This is a genomic window from Curvibacter sp. Hmag1.1 (assembly GCF_059769165.1).
The window spans coordinates 3604894-3618850 of record NZ_JBMBGX010000002.1 but is presented as its reverse complement, the minus strand read 5'-3'; the positions used below and the strand labels follow the sequence as shown (position 1 = coordinate 3618850).

13 protein-coding genes and 1 other RNA gene are annotated in these 13957 nt (G+C 59.6%); 5 read left to right on the top strand and 9 right to left on the bottom strand.

The window, feature by feature from the left end; genetic code table 11:
• Window positions 1–2: 2 nt before the first annotated feature.
• Window positions 3–1946 carry a TonB-dependent receptor plug domain-containing protein gene (locus ACOAP0_RS17545; RefSeq protein WP_498377470.1) on the bottom strand — a complete coding sequence of 648 codons (1944 nt, stop codon included), beginning with the start codon at window positions 1944–1946 and terminating at the stop codon, window positions 3–5.
• A gap of 91 nt (window positions 1947–2037) precedes the next feature.
• On the opposite strand from ACOAP0_RS17545, the gene moaA reads away from it, so the two are divergent.
• Window positions 2038–3195 carry a GTP 3',8-cyclase MoaA gene (gene moaA, locus ACOAP0_RS17540; RefSeq protein ID WP_498377469.1) on the top strand — a complete coding sequence of 386 codons (1158 nt, stop codon included), beginning with the start codon at window positions 2038–2040 and terminating at the stop codon, window positions 3193–3195.
• Between the two features lie 18 nt (window positions 3196–3213).
• Here the strand turns inward: moaA and rnhA are convergent, their stop codons facing one another.
• Complete coding sequence (gene rnhA, locus ACOAP0_RS17535; RefSeq protein WP_087497459.1) at window positions 3214–3669, bottom strand: ribonuclease HI; 456 nt, start codon at window positions 3667–3669, stop codon at window positions 3214–3216.
• Between the two features lie 25 nt (window positions 3670–3694).
• Complete coding sequence (locus ACOAP0_RS17530) at window positions 3695–4477, bottom strand: class I SAM-dependent methyltransferase (RefSeq protein WP_498377468.1); 783 nt, start codon at window positions 4475–4477, stop codon at window positions 3695–3697.
• Here ACOAP0_RS17530 and gloB point away from each other — a divergent pair.
• A complete protein-coding gene (gloB, locus tag ACOAP0_RS17525) occupies window positions 4476–5246 on the top strand; it encodes a hydroxyacylglutathione hydrolase (RefSeq protein WP_498377467.1) in 771 nt (256 codons plus the stop codon). The two genes, ACOAP0_RS17530 and gloB, sit on opposite strands and share 2 nt — an antisense overlap.
• Before the next feature lie 7 nt (window positions 5247–5253).
• Here gloB and ACOAP0_RS17520 read toward each other — a convergent pair whose 3' ends face one another.
• Window positions 5254–5535, bottom strand: a complete 282-nt coding sequence (locus ACOAP0_RS17520; protein ID WP_498377814.1) for a hypothetical protein — start codon at window positions 5533–5535, stop codon at window positions 5254–5256.
• Between ACOAP0_RS17520 and ACOAP0_RS17515 the strand changes: the two genes are divergently transcribed.
• Window positions 5447–6943: a transglycosylase SLT domain-containing protein gene (locus ACOAP0_RS17515; RefSeq protein ID WP_498377803.1), complete on the top strand. Its 1497-nt coding sequence runs from the start codon at window positions 5447–5449 to the stop codon at window positions 6941–6943. The genes ACOAP0_RS17520 and ACOAP0_RS17515 overlap by 89 nt on opposite strands.
• 47 nt (window positions 6944–6990) lie before the next feature.
• Here the strand turns inward: ACOAP0_RS17515 and ACOAP0_RS17510 are convergent, their stop codons facing one another.
• From ACOAP0_RS17510 to dnaX, 4 genes are read right to left on the bottom strand one after another with little or no spacing between them, the layout of a single operon-like run.
• Window positions 6991–7404, bottom strand: a complete 414-nt coding sequence (locus ACOAP0_RS17510; RefSeq protein WP_087497457.1) for an MAPEG family protein — start codon at window positions 7402–7404, stop codon at window positions 6991–6993.
• A gap of 39 nt (window positions 7405–7443) precedes the next feature.
• Window positions 7444–8034: a recombination mediator RecR gene (gene recR, locus ACOAP0_RS17505; protein ID WP_313866210.1), complete on the bottom strand. Its 591-nt coding sequence runs from the start codon at window positions 8032–8034 to the stop codon at window positions 7444–7446.
• 22 nt (window positions 8035–8056) lie between these two features.
• Window positions 8057–8389 carry a YbaB/EbfC family nucleoid-associated protein gene (locus ACOAP0_RS17500; protein ID WP_087497087.1) on the bottom strand — a complete coding sequence of 111 codons (333 nt, stop codon included), beginning with the start codon at window positions 8387–8389 and terminating at the stop codon, window positions 8057–8059.
• Window positions 8390–8435: 46 nt separating this feature from the next.
• Complete coding sequence (gene dnaX / locus ACOAP0_RS17495; RefSeq protein ID WP_498377466.1) at window positions 8436–10484, bottom strand: DNA polymerase III subunit gamma/tau; 2049 nt, start codon at window positions 10482–10484, stop codon at window positions 8436–8438.
• 40 nt (window positions 10485–10524) lie between these two features.
• Here dnaX and ffs point away from each other — a divergent pair.
• Both ffs and ACOAP0_RS17485 read left to right on the top strand, forming a co-directional pair.
• Window positions 10525–10620, top strand: an RNA gene (gene ffs, locus ACOAP0_RS17490) — signal recognition particle sRNA small type.
• A 19-nt stretch (window positions 10621–10639) separates the two neighbouring features.
• Window positions 10640–12580: a sensor domain-containing diguanylate cyclase gene (locus ACOAP0_RS17485; RefSeq protein WP_498377465.1), complete on the top strand. Its 1941-nt coding sequence runs from the start codon at window positions 10640–10642 to the stop codon at window positions 12578–12580.
• Between the two features lie 67 nt (window positions 12581–12647).
• Here ACOAP0_RS17485 and ACOAP0_RS17480 read toward each other — a convergent pair whose 3' ends face one another.
• Window positions 12648–13952: a TIGR03862 family flavoprotein gene (locus ACOAP0_RS17480; protein ID WP_498377464.1), complete on the bottom strand. Its 1305-nt coding sequence runs from the start codon at window positions 13950–13952 to the stop codon at window positions 12648–12650.
• Window positions 13953–13957 lie beyond the last annotated feature (5 nt).

Sequence of the window (13957 nt, the reverse complement as noted above, 5' to 3'; positions counted from 1 at the left end):
CACTATTGCTCTACCTGCAAAGTGACAAACGCGCGGCGGTCAAACATGAATTTCCAATCGCCATCACGATAAGGTTTGTCCAAGTTTTGGAGTGTCAGCGAAACCTCCGCCTTGTGGCGCCCGAGCAGAAAGGGTTTGGAAACACGCACATCCGTGCGGGCGACGCTGTAGAGTTTCTCTTTGTCTGACATCAGCGCTATATCTTCAGACTGCGCGTGCATCGCCGACCAGACGTACCCGCCCGAAGTTGTGAGCTGGCCGCTGATCGACATGGCATAGCGGGCTGCGCTGTGTGTCACGCGGAAGCGCTCAGCCCCCTCTACGTTGGTCCACGTCTGGGTAAAGAACACCAGTGCAGAGGAACTAGGCCGCCATTGGAGCTGGTGTTCAGCGCCCGAAATGCGGTAGTTATCAATATTGAGGTAGTCGTCCGGATCAGAGTCATTGGCTTTGGCGGGTCGTTCAATGCCATCGGATATCCGCTCGTCGAACAGCCTCACATCACCCGCGAGGCCATAAGCGGGCACGCTCAAGTTGTAGCCCAACTCCCGGGTCGCAATCTTCTCGGGCACCAGGTTTCCGCTGCTTAACACGGTGGTTTGCAAAAGCGTGTGACTCGCGTCGTAGTAACGCACGGCCGCATACTTCTCATAGGCGCTAGGAGGACGAAAGGCTGTCGAGACCCCCGCGCGCAAGGTGTGACCCGGGGTCACATGCCAATTCAACATGACCCTTGGTGATGCAGAGCCCCCGCCCAACTCACTTTGCTCCAGCATGACACCACTATTGAGCAACAAGGTCGGCTGGATACGCCACTCTGCATTTCCAAACAGTCGCTGGAAATTGCTGGTCACGGATCCACGCATATCGAAGCTGGATGGCGAGTCAATCACTTCTTTGCGCAACTCCAGGCCCCACACCGTGCGCAAAGACGGGTTCCATCGGGCGGTGTGTTGCAGCGTCATCGCCTGGTTGACTTCAAAAGCGCTGAAGTCCACGGGCACACCTTGGTAACTGGCAGGTGCCTGGCTGTCGTAATAGGGGAAACGGTCTCTATGGGTATTTTCCGTTTGTGAAAAACTAACTTGCAGGTCCTGGTCCGCAGCCAAAGGGAGTTGCAGGTCTGCTTGAACGAACTGCGAGCCCAGGAATCGGCTACGTGACACATTTCCGGGAGACGTTGCCTCACCCCGTCCTGCATCAATTCCCAAACTGCCGGCCCGAATTTCCAATGAGGACGCAGGAGCCAGACTGATGGCACCCGAGAAGTTCAATCGCGAGACCCGATTCACCCCGTAGGCCCCGCGCAAGCCCATATCGCCACGGCTGTCTATGCTCAGGCGATATGCGTTGTCCTGATCTCCCCAGCCCAGCCCAGCATAGGCGTCGGCGACGCCGCCATCTCCGCCAGTGAGCCTGGCCCGGCCACCTGCCGTTTCGCGCACATCTCTGGACACGATGTTGATCACACCGAGGAACGCCCGCGCTCCGTAAGAAGCCGAATTGGAACCCCGCAGCACTTCTATGCGCTCGATATCGTCAATAGCAAGCGTTTGGAGTCCCAGTCCTGCCGACCCTTGAAGGTGGCCGGAATACACCGAACGCCCGTCTACCAGCACTTGAATACGGTTGGCCCAATCATCATTGCGGCCGTGGTAGCTCGCCATGGGTGCATCCGTCTCGAAGGATGTGGTGGTCTGAAAGCCCGGCACCAATCGGAGCAAGTCCGCGACATCACGTGCTCCGGTCATCCGGATGAACGCACGGTCCAGCACCGTAACAGCACCGGGAGCCTCATCGACAGGCTGAGCAAGCCGGGACACCGACAGAACAACCGGCATTTCGTCCAGAAAGTCTTTCTCTGAGAGCGAAGCAGGCTCCGCCTGCTGGGCCGCAACCCAGGGAGATAGCAATGTCAGTAATATGGCGAACGGTAATTGTTTCATGGGAGTTCAACCCAACGACGATTGCTATTATTTTGCAAGCTGATTTTGCCCTGTCTGCGGGCCTCACAGCACACAACATTGATAAATCTGCATGGCCAGCCGCAATCCACGTGTTTTTCCTTTGATCGATGAACGCTCATCAGGCATTCCTGTACCCGCCACAGCGGCCACCGGCATGCCCCACCCCGGAATGCTCGGTTCAGTCAGTGACACATTGGGGCGCCCCCTGCGCGATTTGCGTATCAGCGTCACGGACCGCTGCAACTTCCGCTGCAGCTACTGCATGCCCAAAGAGGTGTTCCATAAGGACTACCCCTATCTTCCGCACAGCGCCCTGCTGAGCTTTGAGGAAATCACGACCTTGGCAAAGCAGTTTGTCGCGCTGGGCGTACAAAAAATCCGTCTGACCGGTGGTGAGCCACTGCTGCGCAAAAACATCGAGACCTTGATCGAGCAGCTCGCGGCCATCACAACGCCAGAGGGCCATGCCCTGGACCTGACCCTTACGACCAACGGATCCCTTTTGGCAAAGAAAGCCCGCTCTCTCAAAGATGCGGGTTTGCAACGGGTCACGGTCAGTCTTGATGGACTGGATGACCGCATTTTCAAAGCCATGAATGATGTGGACTTCCCGGTCGCCGATGTATTGAACGGCATCGAAGCTGCCCACTCCGCAGGGCTGGGGCCCATCAAAGTCAACATGGTGGTCAAACGCGGCACCAATGAGCAGGAAATCTTGCCCATGGCACGCCATTTCCGTGGCAGTGGTGTGGCCTTGCGCTACATCGAATACATGGATGTCGGGGCGACCAACGGCTGGCGTATGGATGAAGTGCTGCCATCTCAGGACGTGCTGAAACGACTGCGCGATCACCTGCCGCTGATACCTCTGCCAAGCTCCCAGCCCGGAGAAACCGCCCAACGTTGGGGCTATGCAGATACCAACGGCATGCATGACCGTTCAGCGGGTGAAATCGGACTGATCAGCAGTGTGACGCAGGCATTTTGTGGCGACTGCAATCGGGCGCGGCTATCCACTGAGGGGCAGCTTTATTTGTGCCTGTTTGCAGGCCGGGGACACGACCTCCGGTCTTTGGTACGTAGCGGTGCGTCACCCGAGCAACTTCAAGAGGCCATCGCCAGCATCTGGGGGGCCCGCTCGGACCGTTATTCCGCTTTGCGGGGATCCGGCTCAAACGACAACAGCGCCGGCCCAAAACGGGTGGAAATGAGCTACATCGGCGGGTGATGTGCCGCCGGGCAGCACTCAGGCGCGTTGACGCAATGCCAGCTCCACGCCGCGATTAGCCAACCCGTCGGCCCGTTCATTGCCGGGGTCACCCGCATGACCTTTCACCCAGCGCCAATCGATGGTGTGGCCGGCACCGCTGACCAAGGCGTCGAGACGCTGCCACAAGTCCACATTTTTGACAGGCTGTTTGGAGGCCGTCTTCCAGCCCTTGGCCTTCCATCCTTGCAGCCACTCAGTGATGCCTTTGAGCACGTACTGACTGTCTATGTGCAAGGTGATCTGGCACGGCCGTTTCAATGCAGACAAGGCCTCTATTACCGCCATCATTTCCATCCGGTTGTTGGTGGTCCCCAGTTCACCTCCGAATAGCTCTTTTTCTGTGCCATCGGCAGAGCGCAACAACACGCCCCATCCACCGGGTCCGGGGTTACCTTTGCAAGCACCGTCGGTGTACACCACCACTTTTGTCAACACTTCTGTCACACACTGTCCTTATTTAGTTTTCGTTCCGGGTCTTGTGAGTCTGTTGAGTCACAGGGACTGCGGCTGTGCTGCGTTTGGCTGCTGCTTTCCAGGCACCGCCCAGCAATCGCATGCCTCGGACGCGCTTGGTGGCGACCACAAAATATGCTGCGCCAAAAATGGGCCACCACCGCCCCCCTATCCGGTCCAGCCACGAAAAGCGGCGCAACCATTCCGGGGAGTCAACGGCAGGCCGGTAGCAACCGAAGCGCCCGGCTTCCACCTCAAAGCTCAGTAATCGCAGCCAATCCCTCAACCGCCAATAGCCAATCAGGTCGCCCCAGCCCGGCAAGAACACCCGCCCCCACCCCAAGCGCTGGTACCAGCGGCTGCGCCGTTGTCGCCAACCCCATAAACTGGCGGGGTTCAATCCGCAGATCACTACCTTACCCTCGGGTACCAACACCCGCTCAACCTCGCGCAGCGCCGCATGCGGATCGGGGCTAAATTCCAACGCATGGGGCAGCACCAGCAAGTCCATGCTGTTCGCAGGGAAAGGCAAGGCGGTAAAGTCCGTGTAGAAATCCACGACAGCACATTGCTTGCCGGCCTGCTCTGCGGGCTCCTGAATGGTGAACCACCGGTGCGGCATGCGATTGGTGCGCAGGGCCTGCAGTTCAGGCACCCCCAACTGAAGAGCGTGGTAGCCGAACAGGTCGGCTACCGCTTCATCCAGTTGGGCCTGCTCCCATTCCAGCAGGTAAGCACCTGCGGGGGATTGGAACCATTCCTGCAAACCTATAATTTGGTCGCTCATGACGTTACTACCACTGCCCGCATTGACTGACAACTACATATGGATGTTGCACAACGGGCAAGAAGCTCTGGTGGTCGATCCCGGGGAGGCGCAACCGGTGCTTGAAGCCCTGGAACGCGAGTCCCTGACACTGCACACCATTTTAGTCACGCACCACCATGGCGATCACACAGGGGGCGTGCCAAATTTGCGCGAAGCCACTGGAGCGTCGGTGTATGGTCCGGCTCATGAAAAAATGCCAGAGCCGATCACTCGCTTGATGGAGGGCGATCGGGTACATGCCTTGGGCTGGGATTTCACTGTGATCGATGTGCCCGGACACACTGCAGGACATATCGCTTTTTTTGCAGCGCCAGCAGCCGCCAAACCCCTGCTGTTTTGTGGAGACACCCTGTTCAGTGCGGGGTGCGGACGGCTTTTTGAGGGAACACCTGCCCAGATGTTGGACTCTCTCCACAAATTGTCGAGCCTTCCGGACGACACCCGCGTGTGCTGCACCCACGAATACACCCTGAGCAATTTGAAATTCGCACTTGCCGTGGAACCCGGCAATCAAGCGCTGGCGGATTACGACATGCATTGCCGCTCCCTGCGCGCCAACAGCACACCAACCCTTCCTTCCAACATGTTGTTGGAGCGCAATATCAATCCTTTTTTACGCACTCACCTGAGCAGTGTGGCTGACGCAGTTCAGTCGCACGACGCGGCAGGTGTTGCAGCCGCAGGCGTGTTTGCCACCCTGCGCCAATGGAAAAACACCTTTCAATGAATCTATTTCACATTGCCACCGCAGGTTTGCTGGTGCTGTTGACCGGATGTGCGGGGACCATGAACTCCCCGATGCCGGCAGAGAACACACCGCCCGGAGTCGCCACCACCAGTCCCAACACTACGGCTGCCAAGCCTGCGGTCAGCGACGCCGACAGTTTGAACTTGCGCCCAAGCCGTGAAATAGCGCGGCCCAAACCTGTGCCACCGTCAGCCACCACAGCGCGCGGGGAATCCGTGCCACTGACAGCCATTGAAATGGCCCAAGGCTCCCGCAATGTGGCGGCCATTGCGCCCCCTGCTGATTTGTGGGAGCGCATACGGCGTGGTTACGCCATGAATGATTTGGAAAACGATCTGGTGCGGGACCGCGAACAGTGGTACTCCTCTCGCCCGGACTACATTTTCCGGATGACCGAGCGGTCCAAAAAGTACCTATTCCACATTGTTGAGGAACTGGAAGTCCGCAACATGCCCACCGAACTGGCCCTGCTGCCCTTCATTGAAAGTGCGTTCAACCCGCAGGCAGTCTCCAGTGCCAAGGCAGCGGGCATGTGGCAGTTCATGCCTGCTACCGGCAAGTATTTCGAACTCAAACAAAACACATTCAGGGACGATCGACGCGATGTGCTGGCCTCCACGCGCGCGGCCCTCGACTACCTGCAAAAGCTTTACAGAATGTTCGGAGACTGGCATCTCGCACTCGCGGCTTACAACTGGGGCGAGGGAAGTGTGTCTCGCGCAATTGCCAAGAACTCCAAGGCGGGACTCCCCACCAGCTACAACGACTTGAACATGCCGATGGAGACGCGTTTTTACGTGCCCAAGCTGCAAGCCGTGAAAAACATCGTGTCCAACCCGGGCAAGTACAGCTCGAAGCTGCCGCTGATTGAAAACCACCCCTACTTCCAAAGCGTCACGATCCGGCGCGATATAGACGTGGCTCTGGCCGCCAAACTGGCCGAAGTGGGCTTGGACGATTTCAAGGCGCTAAATCCGTCCCTCAACCGGCCCGTGATCCTGGCCGCCGGCACGCCGCAAATTTTGCTGCCTTGGGACAACGCAGAGGTATTCCAGTCCAACCTCGAGAGCTATAGCGGTCGTTTGGCCAGCTGGACTGCCTGGGTGGTACCTACCACCATGCGACCGGCTGAGGTCGCCAAAAAGGTAGGGATGAGCGAAGCGGACTTGCGCAGCATGAACAACATCCCTCCTCGCGTGGTTGTGCGCGCTGGTTCGACATTGTTGGTTCCCCGCAGTAACCACATGCCGGACGTTACCGAGAAAGTGGCAGACAACAGCCAGCTCTCCTTGGCGCCTGAAGTGGTGCTCAAGCGCAGCACGGTGAAAGCTGGACGTGGCGAGACGGTCGCCAGCATCGCCCGCAAGTACAAGACTACGGCCGCCAACGTGGCGGAGTGGAACAAAGTCAGCACCTCTGCCGGATTCAAGCCCGGGCAGAGCGTAGTGCTTTTTCTCCCGGCACACGCCAAAGTCGTAGCATCGTCAAGCCCGAAGACTGGCGGGGCAGCAAAGTCTGCCAGCACGGCCAAAGGCAGAGCCTCAAAGGACAGTCAAGCCAAAAGCAAGTCCGGTGGTACCAAAGCCGAAGGTAAAACGAGTAAATCCGGCAGTAAATCCGCGGCCTCTGGAAAAACTGAGAAGCACTCCAAAGAGAGCAAAAAGAAAGAGAAATAAAAAAAGGGCGCACAGCGCCCTTTTTTTTCTTTTGCCATCAGTGCCGGTTAACGGTAGCCCACCAACAAAATGGCCACGTTTGCCAGAAAACCTGCAAACCAAACCGCTGAGCGGACGTTGGCCATGCCGGAGACATACATCATGATGTACAGCAGGCGCAGGACAATGAACAGGAAAGCCAGCACGTCCAGACGCGCTTGTGGGGCGCCCAGCTGGTGCGCAATGATTACCGCACCGATGAAGAACGGCAACGCTTCGAAGCTGTTGGCCTGCGCACCATTGGCGCGGGCACGCCAGTCCGTCTGACGGGCCAGCCATTCGCGGGGATTCACGTTGTCGTAACCCCCTTGCTTGCGCGGCACGCCAATTCGGCCGGACTTCGCGATACCGGCACACACGATCGGCAATATCGCCGCAATCAGGACACACCAATAAGCGACGGTGAAATGGGCGTATTGCATGAACAAACTGTCTTTCAGTAAAAAGTAATCAGAAAACACCTAACGGCGGTCGACCAGCGCATGGGCAATGGTGCCAAGGTCCACATACTCCAGCTCACTGCCCACCGGCACGCCACGCGCCAGTCGGGTCGGACGCAAGCCCCGTGCCTTGAGTCCTTCGGCAATGACATACGCCGTGGCCTCACCCTCGGCTGTGAAGTTGGTCGCCAGGATGACTTCTTGCACCACACCATCACACGCGCGGTCAAAGAGCTTCTTGAAGCCAAGGTCGTTCGGTCCCACCCCGTCCAAGGGACTGAGTTTGCCCATCAGCACAAAGTACAAGCCCTTGTAAGCCCCGGTGCGCTCCATGGCACTCTGGTCGGCAGGCGTTTCCACCACGCAGAGCTGGCTGCGATCACGCCGTTCATCCAGGCAGGTGGAGCACACCGCATCCTGCGTAAAGGTGTGGCAACGCTCACAGTGGTGCACAGTGTCTGCCGCCTGCTGGAGCGCGCGGGACAGAAACTGCGCCGCGGGCCGGTCGTGCTGCAGCAAATGAAATGCCATGCGCTGTGCCGACTTGACACCCACGCCCGGCAGGCCCCGCAGGGCCTGGATCAGCGTGTCGAGCGCGTTGGTGTCAGACATGGCAAATGGCTGTGGGCCGTGTTCAGAACGGGAACTTCATGCCACCGGGCAGACCCGGCATGCCAGCGGTGATCTTGCCCATTTTTTCAGCCGATGTTTCTTCCGCTTTGCGCACTGCGGCGTTGAAGGCAGCTGCCACCAGGTCTTCGAGCATGTCTTTGTCATCGGCCAGCAGGCTGGGGTCGATGGCTACGCGCTTGACATCGTGCTTGCAGGTCATGGTGACCTTGACCAGACCGGCACCGGACTCACCGGTGACTTCGATGTTGCCCAACTCGTCCTGGGCTTTCTTCATGTTGTCCTGCATGGCCTGGGCTTGCTTCATGAGGCCCGCGAGTTGTCCTTTGTTGAACATGGTCTTCCTTAAGAGAGGTGAGAGAAAAGAAAAAGGTGATCGCCCGTCACAGGGGCTTGATGGATCCGGGCACGATTTTCGCGCCGAAGTCCCGCATCATGGCTTGAACAAAAGGGGCTTCCAGAATTATCCGCTCCGCAGCCTGCTGTTTTTCTGCCGAAGCGGCGGCGTTGCGTCGTGCCGGGCTGTCGATCACCCGCCCGACTTCGATAGCAAGCTGCACCGGATACCCTGCAGCATGCAAGGCATTGGTCAGGCGTTCGCGGGTGCTGGGCTGATTCAGGGATTCGCGCTCCAGACGCAACAGCCACTGGTCGGTATCCCGCGCGATCAGTTGAGACTGCAAGGCCAGCACGCGCACCATGGCCGTAATGGCTTCCGTCTCAATCAGTTGCGAGACCGTCTGGTGCCAGAAGTCACCTTCCTCGGTGGGCTCAAAGCCGGTAGCCGACAAGGGTTCATCGAGGGCACTTTCCTGCAACTCCTGCACCGGAATTGCTACGATTTTAGTAGCTGGCGGCGCAGAAGCAATGGGCGCCAGCGGCACATTGGATTCGTAGTCTTCATCTATGTCGTCGACCCAGGGCGCCTCAAACGCATCGTCTACCGGGTCATCCGCCACCATGACGTCATCTTCCTCCGCACCTTCAGGCACATGCACCGGACCGCTTTCGCGCACCGCCAAGACCTGGCCTGGTGGCACCACGGGCGGGAAGTTTTGCGGCGCGGCAGCTGCAGGGGCGGGAGGCGCGCTCGCAGGTGGAGCCACCGGGGTGTCTTCCCAGGGTTGAACCGCTTTGGGTGCCGCAGGCGCAACAGGCTGATTGGCTGATTTTGCAGGCGCGGAATATGCCGATTCCGCGGGGAAAGAGGGCGTTGCGGGCGTACCTGATGCAGTAGAACCCTGCGCAACCAGGCTCGAGGAAGCGGCGGAACCCTCAACAGGTGCCGCGACACGCTGTCGCTCAGGAATCGCTAGAGTTTTTTTTTCAGCCGAGGGCTTGAATGCCAATAGGCGCAGCAACACCATGGTGAGTGCCGCGTATTCATCCGGCGCCAGGCCCAGGTCTGCGCGGCCATGCAGGCAGATGCTGTACAGCAACTGGGTTTCATCAGCAGACATGGCAGCAGCCAGGCGGGCGGTATCCACCGCTTCGGGGTCACCCTCATCCAATGCGCCCTGCCCTACTGCTTGTGCCACGGCCATGCGCTGCAGCACGGTGGACATTTCCTCCAGCGTGGAGGCAGCACTCAAGCCATTGAGGCGCAAGGTCTCAGCGGTGTCGACCACCGTTTTGCCATCGCCTGCGGCGAGCGCCTCAATCAGCCGGAATACATACGAGCGATCCACACTACCCAACATCTGACGCACGGTGGCTTCTTGCAACTGGCCGGAGCCAAAGGCTATCGCCTGGTCGGTCAGGCTCAGGGCATCGCGCATGGAGCCGCGGGCGGCACGGGCCAGCAAGCGTAGGGCTTGGGCTTCGGCGCTCACTTGCTCCACGTCCAACACTTTGGTCAGGTGCTCGCGGATGGTTTCCGGCGCCATGGGCCGCAGGTTGAACTGCAAGCAGCGCGACAGCACAGTCACAGGCACTTTCTGCGGATCGGTGGTGGCGAGTACAAATTTCAGGTACTCGGGTGGCTCTTCCAGCGTCTTCAACATGGCGTTGAAGGCGGTGTTGGTGAGCATGTGCACCTCGTCGATCATGAAGACCTTGAAGCGTCCCTGCACCGGCTTGTAAACGGCCTGCTCGAGCAAGGCCTGCACTTCATCCACGCCCCGGTTGGACGCGGCATCGAGCTCGGTGTAATCCACAAAGCGTCCGCTATCAATATCGGTACAGGCCTGGCACACGCCACAGGGCGTCGCCGTAATGCCACCTTGCCCGTCCACGCCCTGGCAGTTCAGCGACTTGGCCAGAATGCGCGAAACGGTGGTCTTGCCTACGCCGCGCGTACCAGTGAACAAATAAGCATGGTGCAGGCGCTGGGTCGTAAGTGCGTTGGTCAAGGCTTGCACCACGTGGTCCTGCCCCACCATTTCAGTGAAATTGCGGGGGCGGTACTTGCGGGCGAGCACGAGATAGGACATGCGGGGATTCTACGGGCTAGTCAGGGGTACAATAGGCGTTGACGGGCCTTCCCGCATGGTGAAGCGGCCAACCGGGTCAGGTGGGGAACCAAGCAGCCCTAACTGTGGAGCCAGTGCCGGGGTCAGGCTCGTCAACTAACAACTTCCCCCTCTCAGTGCGCCACTTCGTTATGGTTCTGGGTTTCATGCGTTGGGCGCTGGCCCTGTGTCTTGTACTGAGTGGGTCTGCAGGCGCCCAAGGTAGTAGCGCGTCTGCCACGTTCCCCGTTATCGCCATCAATTCCGAGAATGTCGCGCACACCGACATCGGTGCCCGCATCGCTTATCTGCAGGACGACACACGTCAACTGCAAGTTAACCAGGCCATGGCCGATGGCCAGCCTTGGATGCCAGTAGCCCGCACCAGCCCCAACTTCGGCTTTACCAACAACGCTTACTGGTTCCGCTTCGCGCTCGACAACCAGACCGGCAAGCCGGTGACGCGTTTCATCGAACTCCCCCGCCCTTTTCTGGACGACGTGCGCTTGTTCCACTTCGTGGATGGCCGCATCATCACCCGCTATTCGCTGGGCGACGAGCAACCGTTTGTCCAAAGGGTGATGCAGCACCAGAACTTTGTCATGCCCCTGAATCTGGAACCCGGGCGCAATCAAGTCGTACTGCGGATCGCCTCCACCGGCACCGTGGAAGCTCCTTTGCGACTCTGGCAGCCTGCTGCCTTTTATGAGGCTGCTTCCAAAGAAAACCTGCTGGCTGGTGCCGTGTTCGGCATGCTGCTGGTGATGATTGTTTACAACCTGTTTGTGTACCTCTCCACCCGGGACGCGAACTACATTTACTACATCAGCTTCGTCGCAAGTTACCTGATGTTCTGGGCCACCTTGAATGGCTATGCCTTTGCGCTCGCCTGGCCGGAGGCCATCCGCTGGAACAGCGTGGCTGTACCCTTCTCCATCGCATGGGCCTGCCTGTCTGCCAGCCTGTTTGCTGACAACTTCCTCAAGTTGTACCGGTTTTCGCCGCCTGCCCATCGGGTCATGCAGGGCATGGCGCTGGTCAGTGCCGGGCTGATGCTCGGCTCGTTTGTGCTGCCCTATGTGTGGATCATCCGGGCCACCTCAGCCTTCATTCTGGTGGTGTCGTGCGCTGCCTTGTCGATCGGGTATTGGCGCTGGTGGTTGGGTGCACGCTTTGCACGGTTCTATTGCCTCTCCTGGACTGCGGTGTTCGTCGGAGTCAGCGTGCTAACCGCGAGCAAGTTCGGCTGGTTGCCTGCGAATTTTTGGGTGGACAACGCATCGCAAATCGGCATTTTGTCCCTGGTCGTGCTTCTGTCCTTCACCCTCGCCGACCGGATCAACACCGACCGCAGCTTGCGCATCAACGCCCAGGCCGTGGCGCTGGCCCACGCCAAAAAAGCGCGAGCTTCGCAACAGGCCATGCTGCAGGCGACCGCAGATGCCAATCGCGAGCTGGAAAATCGTGTCCAAGCCCGCACCAACGAACTCCATGCCGCCATGGATCAACTCCGGCTGGCCAATGATCAGTTACAGCGTTTGTCCATGACCGATAGTTTGACCCAGGTCGGCAACCGCGCTTTCTTCGACCAGTCCCTGGTCACCGAGCACAAGCGCGCGAGCCGGCTCAAGCAACCTCTGGCCTTGTTGCTGCTGGACATTGACCATTTCAAGGCCATCAACGACACCTACGGCCACCCCGCAGGGGACGCCTGCCTGAGGACCTTGGCAGACTACATGCGGCAAAAAGTGCAGCGCGCCGGTGATCTGCTGGCCCGCTACGGTGGCGAGGAATTTGCCGTGCTGTTGATCAACAGCACGCTGGGCGATGCCCTGGATCTGGCGGACGAATTCCGGGCGGATATTGCCGGCTTGGAAGTGGTGTTTGAAGGTCGCACCTTGCGCTTCACCGCCAGCATCGGTGTGGCCAGCGCCATACCGGACATGCAATTCACACCGTCCCAGTTTGTAGGCGATGCGGACAAGGCCCTCTATGAAGCCAAGCATGGTGGACGCAACTGCGTGCGTGCCGCAGCGCCGCGACTCGCCGGCTTGACCAGCAGTGCGTTGCCGGCCTGAAAGGCCGGAGTACTATCGATTCAGGAGCGTCCTGCGCAGATTCGACGGGCGCCGCAAGGCGCTTTGATCAAGAACGCAGATAGTCCAACGCACCCTGCCCCGCCTGCTTGCCACTGGCAAAACAGGCTTGCAACAGGTAGCCGCCGGTAGGAGCTTCCCAGTCCAGCATTTCGCCGGCGCAAAACACACCGGGCACCTGCTCCAGCATGAGCTGAGGCGTCAGCACCTCAAACAACACCCCCCCCGCACTGCTGATGGCCTCGTCAATCGGGCGTGCCGCCTGCAGCGTGACGGGTAGTGCCTTGATGGCTGCGGCCAGCTTGTCGGGATCGTTTACCGCCTCTTTGCCCAGGCACTCGTAAAGAATGGCGCTTTTGATGCCGTCCAGATGCAAGCGGCTCTTGAGGTGGCTGGACAGGCTGCGGCTACCGCGCGGGTGGCGCACTTCGGCCAGTACCTTCTCGGCGGGCATGTCAGGCAACAAATCCAAATGGAAAGTAGCGCTGCCATGGCGCACGATGTCGTCGCGCAGCAAGGCCGATGCCGCGTAAATCAAGCTGCCTTCCACACCGCCCTGCGTGGCCACAAACTCGCCCTTGCGCGAGAACACCACGCCCTGCGAATTGGTAAAGCTGAGTGCCACCGACTTGAAGGGTTGACCGGCAAACTTTCCGCTGAAAAACGGTGTCCACCCGCCCTGCACATCGAAACCGCAATTGGCCGGCACCAAAGGTGCCACGGCTACGCCACGGGCTGCCAGCAAAGGCACCCAGGCGCCGTTCGACCCCAGGCGCGCCCAACTGCCGCCACCCAGCGCCAGCACCACGGCGCGGGCTTGCACCACTACCGGACCGGTAGGCGTGTCGAACACCAGCGCTTGTTGGCCCGGCTCGGCGGATGCGCCCTGCGCCCAACCTGTCCAGCGATGGCGCATGTGGAACTGCACCCCGCCGCCTGCTGCGGGGTGGCGCAAGCGGTGCAACCAGGCGCGCAACAAGGGCGCCGCCTTCATGTCCTTGGGAAACACCCGGCCCGAACTGCCCACAAAGGTTTCCACGCCCAAGCCATGGGCCCATTCACGCAGCGAGGTGGAATCCAGTCCGGCTAGCAAGGTCTCAATGGCGCTGCGCCGTTCGCCATAGCGGCCGGCGAACGTGTCGGCGCCTTCGGAGTGGGTGAGGTTCAGGCCACCCTTGCCGGCCAGCAAAAACTTGCGGCCCACCGAGGGCATGGCGTCGAACAGGTGCACGGTCACACCGGCATCGCACAGCACCTGGGCAGCCATGAGTCCGGCAGGGCCGCCGCCCACAATGGCAACGTCCACGTGCAGGGCTTGGGATTCAGAACGGGGAGAGGTAGGCAGATCAGTCAAAGGAG

Bases quoted from the DNA above. Each gene is read 5' to 3' on its own strand.
- ACOAP0_RS17500 (WP_087497087.1), bottom strand. From the start codon at position 8,389: ATGTTCAACAAAGGACAACTCGCGGGCCTCATGAAGCAAGCCCAGGCC.
- recR (WP_313866210.1), bottom strand. From the start codon at position 8,034: ATGTCTGACACCAACGCGCTCGACACGCTGATCCAGGCCCTGCGGGGC.
- ACOAP0_RS17520 (WP_498377814.1), bottom strand. From the start codon at position 5,535: ATGGCCGCCACATTGCGGGAGCCTTGGGCCATTTCAATGGCTGTCAGT.
- gloB (WP_498377467.1), top strand. From the start codon at position 4,476: ATGACGTTACTACCACTGCCCGCATTGACTGACAACTACATATGGATG.
- ACOAP0_RS17510 (WP_087497457.1), bottom strand. From the start codon at position 7,404: ATGCAATACGCCCATTTCACCGTCGCTTATTGGTGTGTCCTGATTGCG.
- moaA (WP_498377469.1), top strand. From the start codon at position 2,038: ATGGCCAGCCGCAATCCACGTGTTTTTCCTTTGATCGATGAACGCTCA.
- dnaX (WP_498377466.1), bottom strand. From the start codon at position 10,484: ATGTCCTATCTCGTGCTCGCCCGCAAGTACCGCCCCCGCAATTTCACT.
- ACOAP0_RS17530 (WP_498377468.1), bottom strand. From the start codon at position 4,477: ATGAGCGACCAAATTATAGGTTTGCAGGAATGGTTCCAATCCCCCGCA.
- ACOAP0_RS17545 (WP_498377470.1), bottom strand. From the start codon at position 1,946: ATGAAACAATTACCGTTCGCCATATTACTGACATTGCTATCTCCCTGG.